Source organism: Enterococcus sp. DIV0574 (assembly GCF_051711125.1).
GTDB classification, from domain to species: Bacteria; Bacillota; Bacilli; order Lactobacillales; family Enterococcaceae; genus Enterococcus_D; species Enterococcus_D gallinarum.
Genome location: NZ_JBIOMA010000001.1, coordinates 1,087,299 through 1,109,872, shown reverse-complemented (window position 1 = coordinate 1,109,872; position 22,574 = coordinate 1,087,299). Strand labels below are relative to the sequence as shown.

Annotated in this window: 25 protein-coding genes and 1 tRNA gene; 11 read left to right on the top strand and 15 right to left on the bottom strand. The window is 37.9% G+C overall.

What is annotated here, in order from left to right; all coding sequences use genetic code 11:
- Positions 1-39: 39 nt before the first annotated feature.
- Entirely contained in the window at positions 40-3,348 is a 3,309-nt protein-coding gene (dnaE, locus tag IGJ45_RS05455) for a DNA polymerase III subunit alpha (protein WP_113849954.1), read from the bottom strand.
- 149 nt (positions 3,349-3,497) lie between these two features.
- Here dnaE and IGJ45_RS05450 point away from each other — a divergent pair, with 149 nt between their 5' ends.
- Positions 3,498-3,680, top strand: coding sequence for a YjzD family protein (locus tag IGJ45_RS05450; RefSeq protein ID WP_003127855.1), 183 nt, complete (start codon positions 3,498-3,500; stop codon positions 3,678-3,680).
- A 47-nt stretch (positions 3,681-3,727) separates the two neighbouring features.
- Here the strand turns inward: IGJ45_RS05450 and IGJ45_RS05445 are convergent, their stop codons facing one another.
- Both IGJ45_RS05445 and IGJ45_RS05440 read right to left on the bottom strand, forming a co-directional pair.
- Complete coding sequence (locus tag IGJ45_RS05445) at positions 3,728-4,930, bottom strand: multidrug efflux MFS transporter (protein WP_279282507.1); 1,203 nt, start codon at positions 4,928-4,930, stop codon at positions 3,728-3,730.
- Between the two features lie 239 nt (positions 4,931-5,169).
- A complete protein-coding gene (locus IGJ45_RS05440; RefSeq protein ID WP_003127853.1) occupies positions 5,170-6,609 on the bottom strand; it encodes an NCS2 family permease in 1,440 nt (479 codons plus the stop codon).
- A 267-nt stretch (positions 6,610-6,876) separates the two neighbouring features.
- Between IGJ45_RS05440 and IGJ45_RS05435 the strand changes: the two genes are divergently transcribed.
- Complete coding sequence (locus IGJ45_RS05435; RefSeq protein ID WP_003127852.1) at positions 6,877-7,680, top strand: Cof-type HAD-IIB family hydrolase; 804 nt, start codon at positions 6,877-6,879, stop codon at positions 7,678-7,680.
- Positions 7,681-7,773: 93 nt separating this feature from the next.
- Here the strand turns inward: IGJ45_RS05435 and asnB are convergent, their stop codons facing one another.
- Positions 7,774-9,669, bottom strand: coding sequence for an asparagine synthase (glutamine-hydrolyzing) (gene asnB, locus IGJ45_RS05430; RefSeq protein ID WP_003127850.1), 1,896 nt, complete (start codon positions 9,667-9,669; stop codon positions 7,774-7,776).
- Between the two features lie 367 nt (positions 9,670-10,036).
- On the opposite strand from asnB, the gene IGJ45_RS05425 reads away from it, so the two are divergent.
- Complete coding sequence (locus IGJ45_RS05425; protein ID WP_003127849.1) at positions 10,037-10,186, top strand: hypothetical protein; 150 nt, start codon at positions 10,037-10,039, stop codon at positions 10,184-10,186.
- A gap of 95 nt (positions 10,187-10,281) precedes the next feature.
- Here the strand turns inward: IGJ45_RS05425 and IGJ45_RS05420 are convergent, their stop codons facing one another.
- The 3 genes from IGJ45_RS05420 to IGJ45_RS05410 form a co-directional block, all read right to left on the bottom strand.
- Positions 10,282-10,443 carry a hypothetical protein gene (locus IGJ45_RS05420; RefSeq protein ID WP_003127848.1) on the bottom strand — a complete coding sequence of 54 codons (162 nt, stop codon included), beginning with the start codon at positions 10,441-10,443 and terminating at the stop codon, positions 10,282-10,284.
- Between the two features lie 264 nt (positions 10,444-10,707).
- A tRNA-Ser gene (locus tag IGJ45_RS05415) sits at positions 10,708-10,795 on the bottom strand.
- Between the two features lie 82 nt (positions 10,796-10,877).
- Positions 10,878-11,444, bottom strand: a complete 567-nt coding sequence (locus IGJ45_RS05410; RefSeq protein WP_005472096.1) for a TetR/AcrR family transcriptional regulator — start codon at positions 11,442-11,444, stop codon at positions 10,878-10,880.
- 283 nt (positions 11,445-11,727) lie between these two features.
- Here IGJ45_RS05410 and IGJ45_RS05405 point away from each other — a divergent pair, with 283 nt between their 5' ends.
- The 4 genes from IGJ45_RS05405 to IGJ45_RS05390 all read left to right on the top strand — a co-directional run bounded on the left by IGJ45_RS05405 (position 11,728) and on the right by IGJ45_RS05390 (position 15,734).
- On the top strand, positions 11,728-12,486 hold the full coding sequence (locus tag IGJ45_RS05405) for a threonine/serine exporter family protein (RefSeq protein ID WP_103301305.1): 759 nt from the start codon (positions 11,728-11,730) through the stop codon (positions 12,484-12,486).
- Complete coding sequence (locus tag IGJ45_RS05400; RefSeq protein WP_003127845.1) at positions 12,483-12,956, top strand: threonine/serine exporter family protein; 474 nt, start codon at positions 12,483-12,485, stop codon at positions 12,954-12,956. Before IGJ45_RS05405 ends, IGJ45_RS05400 begins: the two co-directional genes overlap by 4 nt.
- Before the next feature lie 249 nt (positions 12,957-13,205).
- Positions 13,206-13,805, top strand: a complete 600-nt coding sequence (locus IGJ45_RS05395) for a TVP38/TMEM64 family protein (RefSeq protein ID WP_003127844.1) — start codon at positions 13,206-13,208, stop codon at positions 13,803-13,805.
- Between the two features lie 126 nt (positions 13,806-13,931).
- Positions 13,932-15,734 carry a glycerophosphoryl diester phosphodiesterase membrane domain-containing protein gene (locus IGJ45_RS05390; protein ID WP_103301304.1) on the top strand — a complete coding sequence of 601 codons (1,803 nt, stop codon included), beginning with the start codon at positions 13,932-13,934 and terminating at the stop codon, positions 15,732-15,734.
- A gap of 118 nt (positions 15,735-15,852) precedes the next feature.
- On the opposite strand, the gene IGJ45_RS05385 is transcribed toward IGJ45_RS05390, so the two are convergent.
- Complete coding sequence (locus IGJ45_RS05385) at positions 15,853-16,059, bottom strand: hypothetical protein (protein WP_060815276.1); 207 nt, start codon at positions 16,057-16,059, stop codon at positions 15,853-15,855.
- Positions 16,060-16,804: 745 nt separating this feature from the next.
- Between IGJ45_RS05385 and IGJ45_RS05380 the strand changes: the two genes are divergently transcribed.
- Both IGJ45_RS05380 and IGJ45_RS05375 read left to right on the top strand, forming a co-directional pair.
- Positions 16,805-17,164 (top strand): hypothetical protein, encoded by a 360-nt coding sequence (locus IGJ45_RS05380; protein ID WP_131732135.1) that lies wholly within the window; start codon positions 16,805-16,807, stop codon positions 17,162-17,164.
- Between the two features lie 183 nt (positions 17,165-17,347).
- Positions 17,348-17,617, top strand: a complete 270-nt coding sequence (locus IGJ45_RS05375) for a hypothetical protein (RefSeq protein ID WP_423121682.1) — start codon at positions 17,348-17,350, stop codon at positions 17,615-17,617.
- Positions 17,618-17,735: 118 nt separating this feature from the next.
- Here IGJ45_RS05375 and IGJ45_RS05370 read toward each other — a convergent pair whose 3' ends face one another.
- Positions 17,736-18,158 carry a hypothetical protein gene (locus tag IGJ45_RS05370; protein WP_219645571.1) on the bottom strand — a complete coding sequence of 141 codons (423 nt, stop codon included), beginning with the start codon at positions 18,156-18,158 and terminating at the stop codon, positions 17,736-17,738.
- Positions 18,151-18,798, bottom strand: a complete 648-nt coding sequence (locus IGJ45_RS05365; RefSeq protein ID WP_208787982.1) for a hypothetical protein — start codon at positions 18,796-18,798, stop codon at positions 18,151-18,153. The genes IGJ45_RS05370 and IGJ45_RS05365 overlap by 8 nt, the downstream gene beginning before the upstream one ends.
- A 581-nt stretch (positions 18,799-19,379) precedes the next feature.
- Here IGJ45_RS05365 and IGJ45_RS05360 point away from each other — a divergent pair.
- Entirely contained in the window at positions 19,380-19,697 is a 318-nt protein-coding gene (locus IGJ45_RS05360) for a MazG nucleotide pyrophosphohydrolase domain-containing protein (protein WP_219645570.1), read from the top strand.
- 374 nt (positions 19,698-20,071) lie between these two features.
- Here IGJ45_RS05360 and IGJ45_RS05355 read toward each other — a convergent pair whose 3' ends face one another.
- Positions 20,072-20,875: a peptidoglycan amidohydrolase family protein gene (locus IGJ45_RS05355; RefSeq protein ID WP_219645569.1), complete on the bottom strand. Its 804-nt coding sequence runs from the start codon at positions 20,873-20,875 to the stop codon at positions 20,072-20,074.
- 88 nt (positions 20,876-20,963) lie between these two features.
- Between IGJ45_RS05355 and IGJ45_RS05350 the strand changes: the two genes are divergently transcribed.
- Positions 20,964-21,374, top strand: coding sequence for a hypothetical protein (locus IGJ45_RS05350; RefSeq protein ID WP_423121681.1), 411 nt, complete (start codon positions 20,964-20,966; stop codon positions 21,372-21,374).
- On the opposite strand, the gene IGJ45_RS05345 is transcribed toward IGJ45_RS05350, so the two are convergent.
- From IGJ45_RS05345 to IGJ45_RS05330, 4 genes are all read right to left on the bottom strand, one after another.
- On the bottom strand, positions 21,293-21,577 hold the full coding sequence (locus IGJ45_RS05345) for a hypothetical protein (protein ID WP_219645577.1): 285 nt from the start codon (positions 21,575-21,577) through the stop codon (positions 21,293-21,295). The two genes, IGJ45_RS05350 and IGJ45_RS05345, sit on opposite strands and share 82 nt — an antisense overlap.
- Positions 21,578-21,617: 40 nt before the next feature.
- Entirely contained in the window at positions 21,618-22,061 is a 444-nt protein-coding gene (locus tag IGJ45_RS05340; RefSeq protein ID WP_219645567.1) for a phage holin family protein, read from the bottom strand.
- Between the two features lie 72 nt (positions 22,062-22,133).
- Entirely contained in the window at positions 22,134-22,274 is a 141-nt protein-coding gene (locus IGJ45_RS05335; protein ID WP_219645566.1) for a CD1375 family protein, read from the bottom strand.
- Between the two features lie 11 nt (positions 22,275-22,285).
- The gene (locus IGJ45_RS05330) at positions 22,286-22,570 is read right to left on the bottom strand and encodes a hypothetical protein (protein ID WP_005472074.1); all 285 of its coding nucleotides are present in this window, start codon (positions 22,568-22,570) and stop codon (positions 22,286-22,288) included.
- Positions 22,571-22,574: the final 4 nt, after the last annotated feature.

The following is a 22,574-nucleotide window of genomic DNA, read 5'->3' as shown; positions in this document are numbered from 1 at the left end:
TTGAAAAAAGTGTAAGTAAAATTTAACGTTTTCGGAAAATTACTTGAAAATAACATTTTCCTCTCCCAACAAGTGCCCAAGCTTTCTTTCCATTTCTTCGTCTTTTTTTAGCCAGTTCTCTTCCGTCAGCAACACTTTTTTCCCGTTGCTTTCATAGAACAACACCACAGGAACCCGGCCTCGATGCTTTCTCAGCAACTGCGACAATTCTTGCAAATGGTTCGTCTCAACATCACGTGTGATCTTCAGATAACACGTTTGATCTGTTAGCTGTGCTTGCGCTTTTTCAGCTAGCTCTATTTTATCAGCAATCAGTTGTATTTCACCATTGTAACGACTTACTTCCACTTTTCCTTCAACATACAAGACGGCGTTTTCTGCAACGTCAGATCGTATGTGACGATACAATGTGGGAAAAACAGTGATTGAGACTTCTTTACTAGCATCTGTTCCTTCAAGAAACGCCATTTGCTCTCCTTTTTTTGTACGGATTTCTCGAATTTGACGCACATAAAATAGTATCCGGACACGTTCGTTGGGAACTAAGTCAGCGATTGCTATCGTCTGCTTCAACTGTTGCAGCTTCTGATATTGTTGGACAGGATGACCTGATAAATAAACCCCTAAATATTCTTCTTCCAACGCTAACTTTTGCTCTAAGTCATAATCAGCGACTTCGGCTTCTTTGAGAGCCATTGTCTCTAACAAATCGAGACTGCCGCCACTATAGGTGATATTTTGGATTTTCCCTTCTAATTGGATAAGTGCTTGCTTCCGATTAGTGACCAATTCATCAAACGCACCAATACTTAACAACGGACGGATATAATCTTCTTTCAGCCATTTGTTATTCTTTTGATGCAGGCGCAACAGGAATTGATCTAAGGAGGAGAATGTTCCATTCTCCTTTCGTTCATCTAAAATATCTTGAATCAGGTCTCTACGTATTCCTTTAACACTGCTAAAGCCAAAACGAATCTGTTTTTCCGATTGAAGATAGAAACTATAGCCACTCTTGTTGATGGACGGCGGTAAGATTGCTACACCATACCGAGTCGCTTCATTCAAATATTCTTTTAATTTACCTGGATTATTCCTAACCGAGTGCAATAATGCAGCAAAAAATGGTCCTGGATAATGTACCTTTAAATACGCCATTTGGAAGCCGATAAATGAGTAGGCAAACGCATGAGAACGATTGAACCCGTAATTGGCAAAACGCTCAATATAATCATAAACTTCTTCTGCTTTCTCCGCGGAAAAATGGTTGGCTACGGCTCCTTCAACAAAATGGCGCCGTTCTTCATCTAGGACGTCTTTTTTCTTTTTGCTGATGGCTCGCCGCAAGATATCTGCTTGACCAAGAGAAAAGCCTGCCATTTTAGAAGCAACTTGCATGATTTGTTCTTGATAAACAATGATTCCATAGGTATTTTGTAAAATCGGCACTAAAGCAGCATCCGGATAAACGACTTTTTCCTGTCCTTTTTTCCGTCGAATAAACGTATCGATATTTTGCATAGGTCCTGGCCGATACAACGCATTGACGGCTGCGATATCTTCGATACTTTCAGGTCCAAGTTTTCGCAAAACATTTCTGATCCCCGCTGACTCAAACTGAAAGATTCCGGCAGTATCGCCTTGCTGAAATAGTCGCAGCACAGCTGGGTCATTTAAAGGAATAGCTTTCTGGGTAACTGTTTCATTTGTAACTCGCTTGATCCCTCTTAAAGTATTGTCAATGATTGAAAGATTCCGTAATCCTAAAAAATCCATTTTTAACAATCCCACTGTTTCCACATCATTCATTGTGAACTGAGTCAAGAGGATCTCATCACTTCCTTGTTGAAGGGGGACTAGATCCAAGAGATTCTTGTCGCTGATCACCACACCAGCTGCATGGGTGGAAACATGTCGAGGCAATCCTTCCAGTACCTTAGCCACTGCAAACATCGTTTCATTTCGTTCGTTGAAGGTAGCCAATTCTCGTAATTGATTGGATTGCTCATAAGCTAAAGCCAATGTCATTTTTAATGCGTTAGGAATGGCTTTTGACCAGCGATTGGCTTCGCTTTGTGACAAACCAAACACTCGTGAAACATCCCGCAGCACCATTTTGGCCGCCATCGTTCCAAAAGTAGCAATTTGCGCCATGTACTCCTGACCATATTTTTGACGGACATAATGCAAAATCTCATCACGTCTGTTATCAGGAATATCTAAATCGATATCGGGCATAGTATAGCGTTCGGGATTCAAGAAACGCTCAAACAGCAAGTCATATTCAATTGGATCGACATCGGTGATGGCTAATACGAAAGCTACTAATGAACCTGCTGCTGAGCCCCGCCCTGCGCCGGTAACAATTTCGTTCTTGTGAGCAAAATCCATCACATCCCAAATGATCAAAAAGTAATCGTCAAATCCCATTGTATGAATAACGGATAGTTCATAATCCAAACGCTGACGGTAAATATCTGTGACCTGCGTAATACGTTCAGACAACTTTTCAAAACACAGTTTTCTAAGAAAATCAGCCGCATTTTCCCCTTCTTCTAAAGGGAAATGCGGGAGCAAACGTTGATGGAGAGGAATCGTCAGAGTACATTCTTCTGCAATTCGCTGATTATTTACCAATGCTTCTGAATTCTCTCCAAATGCCTGAATCAGTTCCGCAGGCTGTTCTAAATAATACGTTTCGGAAGATTGTTCCTTCGCTTTACGAAAATCTTCGATCTGAGTACCGTTCTTAATATGTTCCATGACTTGAACAGCAAATAGTTCTGCTTGTTCCAATGCTGCTACGGGTTGATAAGCGCACAGCTCAAGACCATGCTGTTGAAACCACTCTCTTTCTGGCGTTGCCGCTGCTTTTTGAACACCCAGGAAAAGACTCTTTTGATCAAAACGAGCGACAAAGTCTGTCAATGCTCGAGAAAGCTGTGCCAAGTCTTCCGATTGATCTGGAGAGAAACCTTGCCCTTGCGGCAAAATACCAAACAGATCTGGTAACGTTAAGTATTCAGATAGATCCAAGTGACCGTTGATCATTTTCTCACTGGAAAGGCGCATCAATAATCGGTAGCCTGATAGATTCTTTGCAAAAAGATACAATGGAAAACGCATAGTGGACGTGCCAAACGTGCAATCGAATAATACACCAATCACAGGTTTGATTCCGGCATTTTGGCATTGCTGATAAAATTCTAAGGCTCCATATAACACATTGTGATCTGCCAGCCCCAAAACTTTATAACCAGCTTTTTTGGCAGCAGCAATATAACGAGGAATTTTGATCGTACTTTGAAGTAAGGAATACGCGCTTAAGGTTGTCAATTGATGATACATAGAAAATCCCTCCGAAAATGATAATTCCGTTTGTTTCTGCTTTATTTCTAATTTGAAAAGAATAAATGAAAATGTGAAAATCTTTACATTGAAATTTTTTGTGATAAACTAAAGTCGAAAAGCAAGATACGCAGAAAAGAGGTGTCGTCATGCGCTACTTAGCAACATTATTTTGGACATTTATCTTAGGCCAAGTTGTCGGCTATCTAGGCAGCTCACTAGCGGGAGCTACTTATGATTTCCAATTGACCTCAATCATCTCTTTGGTAGCAGGTGTACTAATTATCCTTCTTGGTTTGATTGCACCTTCGCCAAAAAAGACAAGTCATTAATAGAAGAAAAACCAGTTACCTTCATTGTAACTGGTTTTTTTTTCTTTTCAACTGAGATCGTGCTTATGAAAATTTTTACGGAAATTAAATGTAGAAAGACAAATATTCAAAAAGACAAACGCACTGGTTACCCAAAACACGGCTGGGTAGCCAAAACTATGGGCAACGGTTGAACCGACCATTGGACCAAGCACTTGTCCAAAGTTAGAAAACATTTGGTTGTAACTATAAATTCGACTAACACCTTCCATTGGGGTGATTTTACTGATCAACGTATTGATCGATGGCATTAACGCACCAGTAGAGAAGCCCAAAAGAAAGCGTAGAACGCCCAATTGGAATGGTGACGTAACAAAGCCCATTGGAATAAAGCAAAGGAATGAAAGCAGTAGTCCTCCTAATAACACTTTATGATTTCCGTAGCGGTCCCCTACTTTACCTAATATTGGCGAAGAAATAATAGCTGAAACACCGGCAATCGATACGATCAACCCGCTGACAAATAAAAGGTTTCCTGTATTGCCGCTTAGATCACGGATATATAAAGTCAAAATTGGACTGATACTTGTTACACCAAGTTGCAGGATCAATGAAGTAATAAATAAGCCAATCAATAGTTGTAGGTTTTTGATTTGTCCAAAAACTTCTTTGACAGATAGAAGGTCCCCTTTTTCAACAGGTGCGAAATCTTCTTGAACCAAAAAGATCGTTAGCAGCAATGTGATCAAAAGAACGACCCCTGTGATGATAAATACATTCTTCATACCAAACCACTGTGCTAAAGCACCACCCATAGAAGGCCCGATCAAGTTTCCGGCGATAGCTCCGGTTGCTAATGTTCCTAGTGCCCAGCCGCTCTTTTCTTTCGGGGCTTGAGAAGCAATCAATGCTGTCGCATTTGGAATATAACCCGAAAGGATCCCCGTAAAGAAGCGCATAATCAATAGCCAGTAGACATTCGGTACAAAGGCTAATGAGCCCATGGTGACTGTCATACCAGCAGCCGCCCGAATCATCATCAATCTGCGACCTTTCTGATCTGCTAAATTCCCCCAAACCGGCGCAATGATTGCAGCTGCAAACGCGGTCACTGAGATTGCCAGACCTGAAAACAGCTCGATTTGGCTTTTTGGCGCCCCCAACTCTTCAATATATAGCGGAATAAACGGCATAACTAAACTAAAACTTGCACCAGTAAAAAAACAGCCAATCCAAGAAATTAGGAGATTTCGTTTCCAATCAATTTTCATGTCAAAACCCTCTTTCTCTTAAACTATACCGCATTTTTTAAAATAGTAAAATTAAAAAAGACAGAAGATTGTGTGATCTGTCTGCAAAATAAAACTATCCCCACTACAACTGATTTCGCCTTCTTTGTTCTTTACAGCCCACATAAAGCAGCTCATCGACCAAAGAAAGAATCCGTTATAGTTTGGATAGTTCATTGTCAAAAGCACGACCAGAAATCAGTGCTCTTTATTGATTGGTACTAGCTGATCACAGCTAAAATAATGAAGTTCAAAATAAAGAGAATATTTACGACCCACAAAATTGGAGATACTTCGCGGAATTTTCCTTTTACGACTTTAACGATTGCGTAAAAGATAAAACCAGCTGCGATTCCATAAGAAATGCTGTAACAAAGTCCCATAAAGATCGAAGCAAAGAATGCTGGAACTGCTTCTTCAAGATCCGACCAATTGATATCCGCAAATGAAGCGAGCATCATCACACCGACTAAAATCAATGCCGGCGCTGTTGCTTGAGCAGGGACCACGGAAATCAATGGTGAAAAGAAACTACTAATGGCAAACAAAGCTGCTACTACCACTGAAGTCAATCCTGTTCGTCCCCCAGCACCGATCCCGGCAGCTGATTCAACATAAGTAGTGGTATTAGATGTTCCAAAGATCGCACCGATCGAAGTTGCAATTGCATCGGCAAAAAGGGCTTTGTCCATCTTTGTATTGAACCCTTTACTATCTTCCAACGCTTCTTCGTCTTTTTGAGAAAAGATTCCAGTACGGCGCCCTGTTCCAATAAATGTGCCGATAGTATCAAATGTATCTGAAAGACTAAAGGCAATAATCGTCATGATCACTTGAGGAATTTTAGCAGAATCACTAAACAATGAACCCATTCCCTCTGGGCCAAACGCAGCGCCAAAAGTTGTTCCAAGTTCATTAATTGAACTTCCCAAAGAGTTTCCCTGCCAATCAATCGTGCTTAAATCGACCACACCCATCAAAATACCAATGATCGTTGTCCCTAAGATACCGATAATAATTGCTCCTCGGACGTTTTTAACCACTAATAACGTTGTTAAAACCAAGCCAATGATTGCCAAGATAACTGGTGCATTATTAAAGTTAGCGAGTGCCGGCACGATGCCTCCATTAAATGAAGCACTAACAATCGTATCACCATCAACAGTTGATCCAGTAACTGCTGCAGTATCCGCGCTGAAACTTAATAGATTGGCATTTTTCAACCCAACGTAAGCAACGAAGATCCCAATCCCACCACCAATGGCATGTTGCATGCTCTCTGGAATGGCGTGAATAATCAATTTACGAATTTTAGTGATCGTGATCAAAATATTGATCACACCACAGATAAAGACCATAGCTAATGCTTGTTGCCAAGAATAGCCTAACCCAAAGACAACTGTAAAGGTAAAGAAGGCATTCAATCCCATTCCTGGTGCTTGCGCATACGGTACGTTTGCAAAGAGTCCCATGACCAGCGTTCCAATGACAGAGGCAATGATGGTTGCAAGAAAGACTGCTTGAAAAGGCATACCAGATGCGGAAAGAATCGAAGGATTAACAAAAAGAATGTAGCTCATTGCAAAGAAGGTGGTTACCCCAGCCATCACTTCTGTTGAAACAGTTGTTTTATTTTCTTTTAATTTGAAAAACTTTTCCATGTAAATCGTTCACTCCTACAAGATTAGTTAGTGTTTCTGAAAAGAAAAGAATAATTGCACTTTCCATCGAACAATTACAAATTATAGGCGACCCCCCCCTATTCCACAATAAAAAAATTAACAAAAACCAAATATTTTATCCGAACGTTCGTGTTTTATCAAGAAACTGATTTTTTCCAGAAACTTACCATCCCCCTTTCATCTCTTGTGAAATCAGTAAAATGTGTTACACTTAAACAACTAGAAAAAGAGAATGGAGCGAGTTGAGTGAACAAAAAATTAATTGCCATCGATCTAGACGGCACTACTTTAAATACAGAGTCCCAAATTTCAAAGCGGACATTTGATGTTTTGACACGAGCAACGAAAGCTGGACATTATGTGACCATCGCAACCGGTCGTCCTTTTCGAATGAGTGATCAGTTTTATCGTCAATTAGCCCTAAAAACACCTATGATCAATTTTAATGGAGGTTTGGTACACAAACCTCGTCAAGTATGGGCAAATGAAACAGAATTCTCTGTGTCAAAAGAAATCGCTTTTGAACTAATGGCTCAAAAAGAGAACCTGAACTTAGATTTTGTTGCTGCAGAAAATCGGGAAACCTTTTTTATCGATCAACTTGAAGGCTTTGATCAGCGTTTCTTTTCTTCCGATAGTATTACTGAAGAAAACTTATTGAAGAACATGAAATCTGATCCGACTTCTTTATTGGTCAAAACACAAAATGAATTCGCTGAGTCTGTTGCTTTACGAATCAACGATCAATTCAATGACACGGTTGATGTCCGTACATGGGGCGGTCCTCATGCAATTTTGGAGATTGTTCCAAAAGGGGTCCATAAAGCATTAGGTCTATCAGTGATTTCCGATTATCTGAAGATTGATCCCAAAAATATTATTGCCTTTGGCGATGAACACAATGATCTAGAAATGTTGGAATATGCCGGCTGGGGTGTGGCTATGGCAAATGGAACCGCACAATTAAAATCTATTGCCAATGATGTAACGGATAAAACCAATGCCGAGGACGGCTTAGCTGACTACTTGGAAAATTTATTAGCCCTATAAAAAGACAAAAAGAAACACGAGGATTCGATGTCTCTCCTCTCCAAAGTCTGTATGAAAATGGACTTTAGAGGGACTACATCTGTCCTCGTGTTTTTAAATTGTTTCGTAAATGATTGTTTCTGCCTTAGGAATTTTTTCATCAATGAAGAATACTTTATACCAGGTCAAGAAAGTGTAGATCGTCCAGATTTTCCGTTGAAGTCCTTGTTTACCGGCGCGATGATCAGCCAATAATTGCAAAATCTTTTCTTGGTCAAAGAATTCTGCAGCAAAATCCGCTGTAAATAGTTCTTTGACGGTTTTGTAACCAGTCCCTTCTTTCAGCCATGCTCGAATAGGGACCGGAAAACCTAATTTTTCCCGATTGGCCCATTCTGTTGGGAGGTGACGATTTGCTGCTTGACGAAAGACATCTTTCGTATTGTACTGATTGATCAAATATTTTGTCGGAATCGTCTGTGCTACTTTCATGACTTCAATATCAAGTAATGGCACCCGTAATTCCAAAGAACTAGCCATTGACATCTTATCTGCTTTTAATAAGATGTCTTTGGGCATCCATTGATGAACATCCAAATACTGCATTTTGTTGACTTCTTCATCAAGATCTTTGACTTTTTCATAGTATGGGGCGACGATTTCCGCCACTGATGGTCCACTAGTATAGTCTGGATGCAATATCTCAGTGGCTTCTTGCTCTTCAAAGACCAGTGCTTGCCCGATAAAGAAATCTTTTGCAGGTGCGGTGGCTTCATAGAGATGAATTCGTCCATGGAAGTTTCTCATATTACCAATTGTCCGGCCTAATTTGAATCGAATATTCTTAGGTAATTTTTTCAATCCTTGAGCAAATACACGAATCATCTTGGAGTTCGTATGCCAACCATAAGCAGCATAGCCGGCAAATAATTCATCTGCGCCTTCACCAGATTGTACAACACGAACATGTTGCGATGCGAGATTAGCTAAAAAGTAGAGCGGGACACAACTCGGATTGGAGTCAGGCTCATCCAAATGATACTGGATCAGTGGAAAAGCGTTGAAGGACATCTCGCCATCAATCACCGCTGCTGTATTGTTCAATCCCAGCATCTTGGTCAATTTTCTAGCTTCAATTGCTTCATTATAGGTCTTGTCATCGAATCCAATTGAGAAAGAATGATCTGGACGCAGAACAGCGGCAACATAACTTGAGTCGACACCGCTTGATAAAAATGACCCTACTTCTACATCACTGATTTTGTGTGCAGCAATCGATTCTTGAACGGTATCATCGATTTTTTGGACCCAATCTTCTTTGCTATAGTTTTCTTTATGACTGTAGTCTGCATCCCAATATTCATGAATGTCCATGACGCCATTTTTATAAGTAAAATAGTGACCTTCTTGTAAGCGATAAACGCCTTTAAAGAATGTTTCGCCATTTAGTGGCGAATATTGAAAAGTCAAATAGGGTTTTAAGGCATCCTTATTCAATTCTTTTTCAAAATCTGGATGTGGTAAAAAACTCTTGATTTCTGAACCAAACATGAATGTACCATTCATTTCCGCGTAATAATAAGGTTTGATTCCGAAATGATCTCTTGCCCCAAAGAGTTCTTGCTTTTCGCGATCCCAAATGGCAAAAGCAAACATGCCGCGAACTCTTTGCAATAAATCAGTTCCCCACTCTTCATACCCATGAAGAAGAACCTCAGTATCTGCATGAGTCGTAAAGACATGTCCAGCTTGGATCAATTCTTCTCTTAAAGATTGAAAGTTATAGATTTCACCATTAAAAATGATTACTTTCGTTCCATCTTCATTATAAATAGGCTGCGTACCGCCTTCTAAGTCAATAATCGATAAACGCCGAAAGCCAAGAGCAACTTGGTCATCAATGAATTTTCCAGAACTATTAGGACCGCGATGAATGATTCGATCCATCATCTGTTCAATGATTTCGGCTTTTTGGTCTTTAGTATTAACGAAACCTACAATTCCGCACATATTTTCACATCCATTTTCATTTTCCTTTTTCATTTTCCCTGAAACAAATATTATCTTACCATAAATTGAGTAAAATTAAATTTAAAAAAAATATAATAAATTAATTATTTAACCCAACAAAAAGAGTTTTTCAAGCAAAACCGCTTCATACCGCTTTTTACTCAGACACTAGAGGAGCTTCCTTACAAATTTGTTATTTGATTTTTTTAGATAACTTCTGTTCTCCTTAATAAATTTTTAGTAAACTTCCTCTACCATTCAGTTATTATTGGACAGACGCCAAGCAACGTGTTATTCTGATCATGGAATTTCGTTATCAACTTAACCGTTGCCTTTCGTTACGAATAACACTGAAAGGAGAATGACTATGACATTCTATAACACAGAACTACAATATCGAGTTACTCTAGATACAAAACTGAACCTTTTTATCGTTTTTGATAAAAAAGATGCTAACCGTTTTGCAACTGGTGTGACGATCGAACAAGCTGTACAAGAATTGACTAAAACTGCATAAGGAGTTCATCCAAATGAAGGATACCGATTCGTACTGAAAGCACCTCGCTAAGACTAATAGCAGGTGCTTTCTTGTTTTGTTATGAAATTAAACAGCTACTCCAACTGCTTTTCCTCTTCTGGCTCTTTCTTTTGTCCACTCTGCTGTTCATCCAACTGCATGATCTCATCTACTGATTCATCCTTCAAAAAAACGGATAGTCCCTTAACAGCTAATTTCGTTTGGCGCATGACATAATCTTTTTCAAACTCAGCCATTTTATCACCTTCTGCTTTCTTGTTCTCTTTCTTCTAGTTTAATCGATTTCGTTCAAAAAAAGAAGCAATGGCATGACATTATCAAAACTCGTTTCCTAAGCTCTCGATGCTGCCTGAATCAACTAATCAACTCATTAATTAAATTTTATGAGTCGTGTACGATGCTTTTCTCATACCTCGGGCCCCTCCTCCCCATGTCTTTACTTACAAAACAAAAAAAGCCTATCACCAAGGATAGGCCAAACGCTTCAAAGCGTTAATGTAAGGAGAGTACAGGATTTGAACCTGCGCGCCGGGATGAACCGGGTCGGCGGATTTCGAGTCCGCTGCATTACCACTCTGCCAACTCTCCATAACGTTTATTTTCTACTTTTTTCAGAAAAAGTCAAGAAAAAATCTGCAATCCATCCGAAAAAATGGTTGCAGATTCGTTATTATTGAAAAATAAAAATGTCTGTTCTATCTAAAATCCCAGTGATCGTTTCCTCGATCACCTTAATGATTTGTTCCTCCGTTGGCGTAATGATTCCAGCTGACATCAATGAAGCAATGCCGGTAACAACGATCCAAGCACCATTGTGCAAGGCTGTAATCGCTTCTTCCGATAGATCCGCATACTTTGGTTCGGACTTGATCAATTTTTTGAAATAATCAGACGAAAAATCGTGCATCAATTTCCCTCCGCCATAGTCATCTACGAAAAGAGCAATATACAAGTTGTGTTTTTCTTGTGCGAAGTGAATGTAGTTTAATCCTAAATCAATGACTTTATCACCAGTCCGTTCAACAGGAAACACGTTTTCTGAAAGATCTTTGAAGACCGCTTCAACTAAAGTGTTTTTCAAATCCTGCATGTTTTCAAATTCCAAATAAATCGGTTGTGTTGAAATCCCCATTTGCTTTGCTATATTTCGGGCGGTAAAGTTGCCAAATCCTTCTTTATTGATCAACTCATACGCGGCCTTCAAAATATGTTCTCTTGTATAGACCTTTCTTCGCATCAATAAATCCCCCTTTTCCTTTATCTAATTGTAACCGAGATTTTCCAAATTGAAAAACAATATACTCATTTCGTTATCTTATAACTGTCTGAATTGTTCTACAATTATATCCACACCGCTATTTGTGAAGTTTTTTACCAATTTAAATAAAATGGTTGCTTTCAAAAAATAAGATATTTTCTTTATTATTAGTTATTTAACTCACCGGATACTTCTCTTGTTGAATTGGAATGAAAAAGGTAAACTAAAGGAGGATTACTTTTCAAGATAGAGAGGCGATAAAATGCAAGAAACAAATGAGTTATTGTTAGAAACTTGCCTCTTGGCAGGAAAAATCATGATGGAGAATGGTTCCGAAGTTTATCGAGTCGAAGATACCATGAATCGTATCGCTGCTAACGCTGGCGAAGCCAATAGTATCAGTTATGTGACCGCTACAGGCATCTTTATGGGATTACGAAGCAGTCACTACGCTCAAGTTGAAAATGTTCATGATCGTGTGATCAATTTGGAGAAAATAGTGGCCGTCAATCGGCTTTCCCGGTCGTTCGCAGAAAAACAGATCACATTACCGCAGTTGTATGCATCTCTTAAAGAGATCAATCAAGTCACACCAAGCTTTCCTCTCTGGTTACAAGTATTGAGTGCTGGAGTGGTCAGCAGTACATTAATGATTATTTTTGGCGGCAATTGGTCTGATTTCATTGTTACTTTTTTCATTGGCAGCATCGGGTTCATTACAGGTCTCTGGGTGAAAAAAGCGATTGATATCCGCTTTTTGGATATGTTCGTCGCCTCTTTAGTGATTGGCTGCTTAGCGATCCTATCTGTTCGCGGGGGTTTGGCGGGAAATGTTGACAACCTGATCATTGGTGCCGTGATGCCGTTAGTTCCTGGAGTGGCCATCACAAATTCATTTCGTGATATTCTAGCTGGCCATCTGATCAGTGGAACTGCGCGAGGAACTGAAGCTATCTTTACTGCAGCCGCAATCGGCGTAGGAATCGCTACAGTCTTCACCTTGTTTGGGGGGTTATCATGACCATTTTGATTCATGTCTGTTTTAGTTTTTTAAGTACCGTCACCTTTGGCATATTAACAAATATACCGAAACGTGCATTGATTGCAACCGGGATCGCTGGAACTGTTGGATGGATGATTTATTGGCAGCTGCATGAAATGGGTCATGGCATTGGTAGTGCCAATTTTTATGCTGCCTTTGCGGTTGGCTGTGTCAGCATCTTTTTTTCACGACGCAAGAAAATGCCCATGATCATCTTCAATATTCCTAGTTTAGTTCCCTTGGTCCCCGGTGGTCCGGCTTATAAAGCTGTTCGTGAATTTGCCTTGGGAGATAACCTTTTGGGATTAGAGAACCTCATGATTGTTTTGATCACTGCAGGAGCAATCGCGGGCGGGTTTATGATGACGAGTGTCGTTGAAAAGACCATCGCAAGTTGGCAAAACAAACGAAGAGCACGACTTGATAAAGAGGAGACAACTAGGAAATAAATATAAAAAATGAAAGCAATAACTAGAGATGAAAACAACTTGCCTATCGATCACTCGTGATAATTTGTACATGAATTGCTAAATTTTTCTTATTTCAGACTTTAGTACAATGCCTTCTTGCTATTCTTCTTTTATAATAAGGGTATCAAATCTTACAAATTTGTTTGACGAATGTCATTTATTTTGCTGGATTTTTCTAATTACACCACGTATAGTGGAATTAGAAACGAATAAAGGAGATGAAAGTCTGTGAGTATCGCCACTTCTCGTCGTATCATTAATACGATATCAATTATAGGATTAGGGCTATCTATTGCCTTAACGATTTACTTCATTAATCTAGGTGTCTTTAAAGATATTAATGCACTGCGTGGTTTGGTAGGCAACTCTGTTATTTTGGGACCAATCATCTTCATGCTGCTACAAATTTTACAAGTTGTAATTCCGATCATTCCTGGTGGGATATCCAGTGCGGCTGGCGTCTTGATTTTTGGACCATATCTTGGATTTGTCTACAATTATGTTGGCATTAGTATTGGTTCAGTGATCATCTTCTTGCTTGGCAGAAGATATGGTAAACCATTTATCCTCAGTATGATCAGTGATAAAACATATGATAAATATATTGGCTGGTTGGATAACCAAAGTCGATTTGAAAAACTCTTTGCACTTGCTATCTTTTTACCGGTAGCCCCGGATGATGCCTTGTGTTTGATGGCTGGACTAACGAATATTTCAGTCAAGAAATTCACTTTGATCATTTTATTGGCAAAACCATTATCAATTTTCTTATATAGTATGGCATTGATTTATGGCGGTACGTTTTTAACAGGGCTATTAGGCGGCTAAGTGCCGGGCTTAATAGCAAAAATAAATACAGGAAATTCCCGAACTATAGATGGTGGTCATTCCTTTCATTACAGGAATCAAACACGATAGTTCGGTTTTTTATAGTCTAGAGTTAGGATGAACAACATGAAATATCTAAAAAATAGTTTGATCAACACTTGGGATTTTCTAAAGGCAAGCGATGCTTATTTTCGAGATGTTCTGCTAATGCATGGTTTCTTGCTTTTTTTGGTTATCCCACTGCTTTCTTCTTCAACAAAATTTATCCTGCGTCGTGGGGGATTAGCCTATTTATCTTTCGACAATATAGGTAGTATTTTTACAGAGCATCCAATGGTTCTATTCTCGCTCTCTCTAATCTTGTTGTTGATTTTATTAGCAGTTTTTTTTGAGTTTACATTCCTGCTTCTGAGTGTCTATTTCATCAAGAAAAAGCAGCCGGTCCGATTGCGACAGCTGTTGCGAATGACATTTTTACAAATTCGCAAATTACGCCCCATGACCTTTTTGTTTTTCTTGTTTTATTTCTTTTTGATTTTGCCAATTGGCGGGCTAAGTTTTAACTCAGATTTGCTCTCTAAAGTGAAAATCCCTGCTTTTATCATGGATTTCATCTTTACGAATCGTGTATTGATTATCGGAGCCGTGGTTCTTGGCTACTTACTTTTGATTTATCTAGGGATTCGTGTGATTTTTGCTTTACCAGAAATGATCTTACGTGACCTTCCTTTTCGACAGGCCATTCGAGAAAGTTTGCAGACAACGAAACGCCGTTTCTTTGCGATTGTTGGCCAATTTGTCTTTATTGGCGGCGCGATCTTATTCATTTCAACAGTAGGATTTACTTTTTTGATTATCCTGCAAGCGATCATTGAAGAACTTTTCGCTGATTATGCGCTGTATTCAGCAGTCTTCATTATGACGCTCCTTCAACTCGTTTTGTTGTTGAATATCATTTTGTCTACCGTTGCCATCTTCTATATCATTGTTGATTTTATGGACGATGAAGGTTTCTTACCTGAGATACCACAATGGTTCAGTGAAGAACCATTGCCAGCAAGAAATTTTCAACGACTAAAAGCCTCTTTGATTACTGTAGTAGCCGTCTTCTTCGGCGTAGGAGTAAGTTTATACAACATGAATTATCTGACCTCTGCCGCTAATACTCGACCATTGACGATCTCGCATCGCGGCGTCAGCAATGGTCAAGGCGTTCAAAATTCATTAGAAGCACTGCGCTTCACTAGTGAGAACTACCATCCTGATTACGTTGAAATGGATGTTCAACAAACTAGCGATGGTCATTTTATTGTTTATCACGATTTTTCATTTAAAGCGTTGACTGGCTTCAATCAGAAACCGGAGCAATCAACTTTGGCACAAGCACAAAAATTAACCGTCTCTGAAAATGGACAAACGGCTCCGATTGCTACATTTGATGACTATTTATCCTTAGCGAATTCGTTGAATCAGAAATTGCTAGTAGAAATCAAGACACAGCAAAAAGATACGACAGCATTAGTCCATTCATTTCTTGAACGCTACCGTGAAAATCTAGCCGAACATGAACATATTCTACAAAGCTTGACCTATAATGTAGTGGAAGAATTGAAACAAGAGGCTCCGGAACTAACTGCTGGGTATATCATGCCCTTCAACATCGTTGGCCCTCCATTAACAAGTGCTGATTTTTTAACGATGGAATATAGTACAATCAACCGCAACTTTGTTTCATCTGCCAAAACGGATCATAAAGATGTCTTTGTCTGGACTCCAAATGATGATGCTGAGATCAGTCGGATGCAGTTCTACGGTGTGGACGGCATCATTACCGATCGGATGGATATTTTGAACCAAACCCTCAGTGAGTCCACCGATGAAATGACTTACTCAGATAAGCTACTGAACTTTGTGATCGGCGTCGGCTAATTCACGCCAGCTAAAAAGACTGGACTCTAGTCAATAAAGATGAATCAGTGCCTACAAGCTGACTTTTCAGCATGCTGGCATAATACATTTTTATTAGCGAGTTCCAGTCTTGTTTTTATTAAGCCACAGCCACTGCGGTAATCTTATCAAATTTTACCAACATCCGCTGATTGCACTCCAATACAATGGATTGATCCTCCATCTCATAATCGGTCACTTTCACAAGAGCCGTATGCTCATACAGCTTCTCAATTACACCGACTAGCGATTTTTTTGCCCCAACAGGTTGACACACATAGGCATTTCCAATTTCAACATCTAGCATCTTACCACCTCAGAACTTCTTTTCTAAAAATATAATAACAAAAATACCGATTTATGCAAGCGCTTTTATGATAAATTTGGCACCTACTTATTTCCGCAGACAAGATGACAAAATCGTTCGCTTCTTATGACTGATGTGTTCGTGCATCTTCCAGAAAGTCCTAGTAACATAAAGGAAAGGAGATGAACAGAATGCCAGTAATCCAAACATGTATTTTTGGTCTCTTGACAGTCGCATTATTGATTGGTTTAAAGGAAAATCGTTGATGACTCCTTGATTGGTTAACTGTTCCTAAAGACCACAAATCAATGTCCTATTGTGACGGTCATTTTATGGTTAAATGAATAAGCGTCCTTATTCTGAACCATCCGCTTATGTAAATGAAAAACCAGCCCTCAGAAGAATGATCGGAGGACTGGTTCTTTTTAGTTAGAACGATAAATTATAGACGTTCGTTCAATTCTTTTGCAAGCTCTTCAAAGCCTGGTTTGCCAAGCAATGCGAACATGTTTTTCTTATACATTCTACCCTTTTTCTAGTATTTCTCTATTTTAAAAATACCATTATATCAACGTTTCCCCTCTAATTTTTCTTTTCTATCATTTCGATATTTTCTTTTCGCTATCACCGAAACTATCACCAAAAATTCTCATCTTTTCTACTCGTTCTCACGTTACAATTTAAAGAGTTGTTCGCTTTACAAAACGAACAAACGTTCGTATAATTTCCGTGAGGAGTGATAATTATGGGAATGATTAAACCTTACGAGGACCGGAAAAAATTAAAATGGATAGGATTCTTTTTATCGGAACATACAACAAGTGTAAATAAAGTTGAAGAGGAACGAGCTTACACTTATCCGCCTAAACCAGAAATGGAAATTGAAGAGATTGGAGAATTTCTACAAGAGGCTATTTTGAAAAATAAAAAGATTGCTGTTCAGCTTAACTACACCCAGAATGACAAATTCATGCCGGACATTGTAGGCCGCCTTTCCGGGCATAATGAAATAGGAATTTACGTTGATTCTACTCTCGTTGAATATGAGGAAATTCGAAATGTAGAATTTTTCCAAGGAGAACTGAAATGGTTTGATCTCTCATGAATGTAATTAGTCAATATGAGCAAGGGTACATCTCCTACTCCGAGTTTCTAGGAGAGTTTCCAGACAGCATTTCTGAGTCGCAAGAATGTTTATTTGGTACTAGATGCGTAGAGTTTTATGTAGGCATGACTTTAGGAAAAACAAATACTAGATATTTTATACAACCATATGGAGGCGATCATCATGAAGTCATTGAAAGGTGTAGTTTCTAAGATACGAGTGTTGAAAATGTCGAGGAACCCTTTAGTGCGTTTCTCGCTTGACGGTACGAGCTGTCTGATTGCAGCTCATAGTTTGAACTTCTTGGCAGATGTGGACGAAGGAATGCGGATAGTAGTTGCTGGTGAGTTTAACGATCGTAAGCAGTTTGTTGTGAAGAAGTATTCGGTGATTGGTAAGACGAAGATTATGATTGAATATGAGTCTTTAAATAGGACGTTAAATGTGCTATAATAATTACGATGTAGAAACATAGTTTCACTTGCGCAGTGTGTGTAAATACGCTGTGCTTTTTTGTACAAAAATAAAAATTATTAAGTATAAAAAGACCTTAGCTTCCGCTAGGGTCTTTTTAAGCCATTTTAGAAAGTAATGGATTGAGAGAGATTAGAGTTGTTCCATCAATTGGTTTCTGACAAAAAGACTGATGAGAAATTTTTGATTGCACTTCAGAAAAGGTTTCATCACATATATCTCTTCTTCTAGTAGTAAGCAAGGCTTTATCTACGTGAATATCATTCAAGTAAAAGCAATAATCACAAGCAATTAAGGTATCCTTAGAAAATGGATTTTTAGTGATATCTGCTTTACAATCAACATAACTAAAAGGTGGTTTATTTTTGTGTAGTAGCGATGGCTTTTTAGTTTGGCATGACAAAAGCTTTTTATTCTTACCATCCTGAATGCACAAATACATATGTGATTGAGTTGCCAGCTTTGCTGCTATATTTGGAAAAGGCATTTTAACTCTAATTACATCTTTTATCTTAGTCAATAATTAACTCTCCTTCTGAACCAATTTCCACATAAACAGGATTAATAAGGCTCTCTTCAAGCGCAATTAATTCTAACGTGTTTTTTTGTTCTTCGCTGAGTTTTCTGAAATCATTTTTAGAAAGAAGAAAATGCCTATTCCCGATAACCAAAACTTCCGAGTTTTCAATAATACTATCGTCATACATCTCATAAAGTTCACTAGCCAATTGACAATCTGACTCGCTAAAATCCGAATCCTTCATTTCAATATGCATTACATTTTTTTGGATTTCATCCTCATGAACTTTCCAAATATCAAATTGATGTGTTAAGTCAGAAAGTTCAACATTATCCATTATTCTAGTTAGAAAGTGTGCCTTTTTAGCAAGATTTTCATCAATAGAATTTGGAGTGATTTCTGATACAACATCTACTAATTCATCAAAACGATATTTATAATCACCATATACTTCGCTAAATACTGGACCATTCTTGTAAGCTTTTAATCTAGAAAAATCCGAATCCTTACCTTTAACTTTAGAAAAAGACTCAAAGAAAAATAAAAATTTCTGCGTTTTCAAAGCAGAATAAAACTCTTTCTTACCATTATCCATTAACCAAGAAATGAGTTCTTTTCTTCTATCATTAGACCATATCATTTTTATCACTCCTTTAAAAATCATTGGCTAATAATCTACAATGTATACTAATTTTTATCAATATCACTTAGATAATAGCATTTATGATTCACAATCGTCAATTGAATTAGCTAATTTTGTTAGCTAATTATTGGTTTATTAGTAATTCATATCAACTTAAAAAATCACAAGTAAAAAACACCCACTCTCGGGGGAGAGTGGGTTCACAGAAATAAAAATGAAAGGTTCTAGGTAAATAAAGTGTAATCGATTTCGATTGATAATTCAATAGCCTATCTTGAATATATATATATTGACGAAATTTCGTCGTAAGCATCTATTCAAGCACAACTATGTTACAATAGAAAACGAAGAGTGTTAGGCATACGTTAAGATAGTCTTCCCCAATCTTCTTAATCACCTAGCACTCTTCTTAGAGTAAATGCATGTTGTAATATAAACATATTAAAAAAGATTATTTTTTGCAAATGATTTGAATTTGAATTCTTTAAAGCCTGATATAGCGGTCTCTTTATATTATTTACAGACATATGCATTAACTACTAATGATAGAATAAAAATAAATCATTTGGAGGTTATCTATGAGAAACATAACTATTCAAGACATGCAAGACTATCTATACCAAAAATATAAAGGAGTAGTTACTTCAGAAGGATTGTTTATGAAACTTGTCGAAGAAATCGGTGAAGTAGCAGAGGCCTTTAATCAATTAAACGGAAGAAAAAGCGGTTCAAGCACTTCTCTCGAAAAAGAACTTGCAGATGTCATTCACTATGTACTTGCTATTGCTAGCGTTAATAATATAGATATGACATCCATTATTTTAGAAAAAGACAAAGAAGCTGCTATAAAATATGGACATAAAAAAAACTTAGAAGAATTCATAAGTAAAAAATAAAATACCCACTCTCTTAAGAGAGTGGGAACCTGTAAAGAAGGTTTTGAAAATGAAAAAGATTGTTTGCGGACACAAGTTCATTATATGCTTAATTTTCAGATAATTCAATTATAAAGGTTCCGTTCAATTCACCTTCATAAAATATAAAATCTCATATATATTTCAGTAAAAAATAATGATCATTAATAAAGAATGATGATAAGATATAGAAATAAGAGTATTAGGCCCACTTCCCCAAGTTTTACCCCGCCTAATACTCTTCATTGACGATTTAATATCGCCTTACAAAGTCTACAATAAAATAATTTTTAATTCAAATGAAAAGAATAACGTTCAATATTTCGTTTATAAGCCCGCCGAAGCGGGCTATTTGTTTACCACGGAAGTTTATTGTTGTTCAATGCTCGCTGCAATGCCCTAACCATATCGGATTTCGGACTGATAATACCGTCCACCGTCGTTCCTAATGCTTTTTGCATCCCTTTGATCGTTGCTTCACCACATAGACCATCAATTACACCAGAATAATATCCTCTTGCTTTGAGGCCCATCTGGATTGCACGGATCACGTCGGATCCGATCAAAGTAATATCAAATTCTGCGGAATAGATATTTTGATTGTACTTTTGTTTATATTGATGACTAATCACTTTATCTCTAGTTGTGTTGTAGTATTCTTGCAAACGTAGAGTGACGAGTGGTCCCCATTGGCCATCGATTGCTAATTTAATCATTTGAGCGCTGTTGTCAGTATTTACATCAGCACTACCACTTGCAACAATTCGATAGAAATGATGTGTAAGTCGGGTACTCATGTATGAATCATGGCTGTCTGTGTGAATTCCATTCCAATAATACGAACAGTGAATGAAACTCTTATTACTTAGGAAAATACCTGTATGCCCTTCTGATCCATGAGAAGCCCCAGGAGTTCCAGCGATAAAGATATCCCCTCTTCTCACTTCTGCACGACTAATTTTCTTGAGCACTGTTCCATTCATGGCAAATAGCGTTTCTGTATTTCCCATTGTTCCGGCCGGTAAGAATCCGCCTGCTATCATCGCAAAAAACACCGCAGATGAACAATCGTAGCTATTTGGGCCCAACCGATAGATCATAGAGTAATCGACTCGCCCTTCTTTACTTGTCATCCAAGCAATCATATTTTCGATACTCATTTTATTTTCTCCTTTTATTGCTAATTTTTGATATACTCTCCTTATCAGCAAGTGGTTTGCTGAAATAATTGATAAGGAGGTGTATAAGATGCTGTATAAAGACAATCAATATACTGAAATGTTAAGCTCGCTTCTTTCCAAGGTTGCAGTTTCATCAGAAACAACTTTTCGTCCAATGTTTCTTGTAGATGGCAACTTAATCCTTGGTACTGTAATTTCTCCAGATGATGATCGTCTGAATGAAACAGAATTGTCCAAAGATTCCTCGATTTTTTTGACATCTGCTGCTAATATCGTTGCTATTAGAGGAAAATATTTCGATTCGAATATTCCTGAAAATGAGCTAACGAGCTATGAGCCAGTATATCTTTATTTAGAAGATGTCATAATTTATTCAACTTCTGGGAATAAAACTATTCACATTCCAGAGTTTGCATTACGAATTTCTAGCATTGATGGAATATCTTTAGGAGATATTGAAAAATTTAAATCAGAATAACTTAGACTATCCAATTTTAGTTGTTGCTCCTTGTTGTTTCCTTCAACTTGGAGCAATTCTTTAACCTCAATCTCAAATTCCGTATTAGCCAATTCTTCTGCTAATGTTTTGGCTTCTTTTACTAACTTCATATACTTTTCAACTTTTTCAGTAGCTTCTTCGATACCTATTATTTTCGCTTCTAAACTGATCGTCTTTTTCATGTTTATCATCCTTTCAAATTAAAAAGAGCAGCCTTTTGGGCTACTCCTTCTTTTCTGTGAACTCCTGTCCATCGCCATAATCTTTCTCTGAATTAGTATTCTTAACACTTGGATTAGTATTTGTATCTTGTAACTTCGACAATCTTTCTTTGACCCAATTTGGAATCGGTACACCTAATTGACCTAAGTTCTCAGTAATTGAAATCCCATAGACTGCGATATAAAAAAAGACGAATGCAGTCGCAAACGTCTCAAGACTCATAATCTTTAAATACGGGTAAGCAATAATTACTAAGCAGACAACTAACATGTGTTTAACAATTCCTAACAACCCTTTTGTGCTATTTGCCTCTTTCACAAAAATCCCTTTACACAGACCTGTAACAATATCACCTACTACAACCCACAAAAAAAGTTGAATATATCCATTTGTTAACAATCCACGAAATTCGTTCAGTAACATTCCATTATTAATAATCACCATATTAACCACCTTTTCTTTTATTAAAAAAGCAACCGGCTAGAAAGCCGATCGCTCCTGTTAATTCCGATCCGATTATTTTGTTTCTTCTTCCTGTTTTGCATTGGCCACAATTTCTGCGACATTTTTACGAATGGAAGCTGGTACGCTATCAATGGTGCGTTTCCCCTCAATGACATGTGTTGCGTATAACATTTCTAATGCTGAATAATTCATTTTTATCCTCCTTATCTACTAAAATACATATCTGACAGAGTCAGCAGCGCTTCCTCTGCCATTTCCTGCCGTTGTTTCAACTCTTCGTTTTCTTGTCTCAATAAATCTAACTCTGAGGGTTGGCTCTCGGTGTTTTCAGCTACAATAGACTGAATAAATTCGCTCATTTTTTCTGAATCATCATCGAATTCTTCTAAAACAATAGAAAAGAGCTCATCCATTTCCTCTGTGGTTGAACTCTTTTCTTTAATAACATGCTTGATATACAATTCTTTATATTTTTCTTTAGCTGTCATCGTC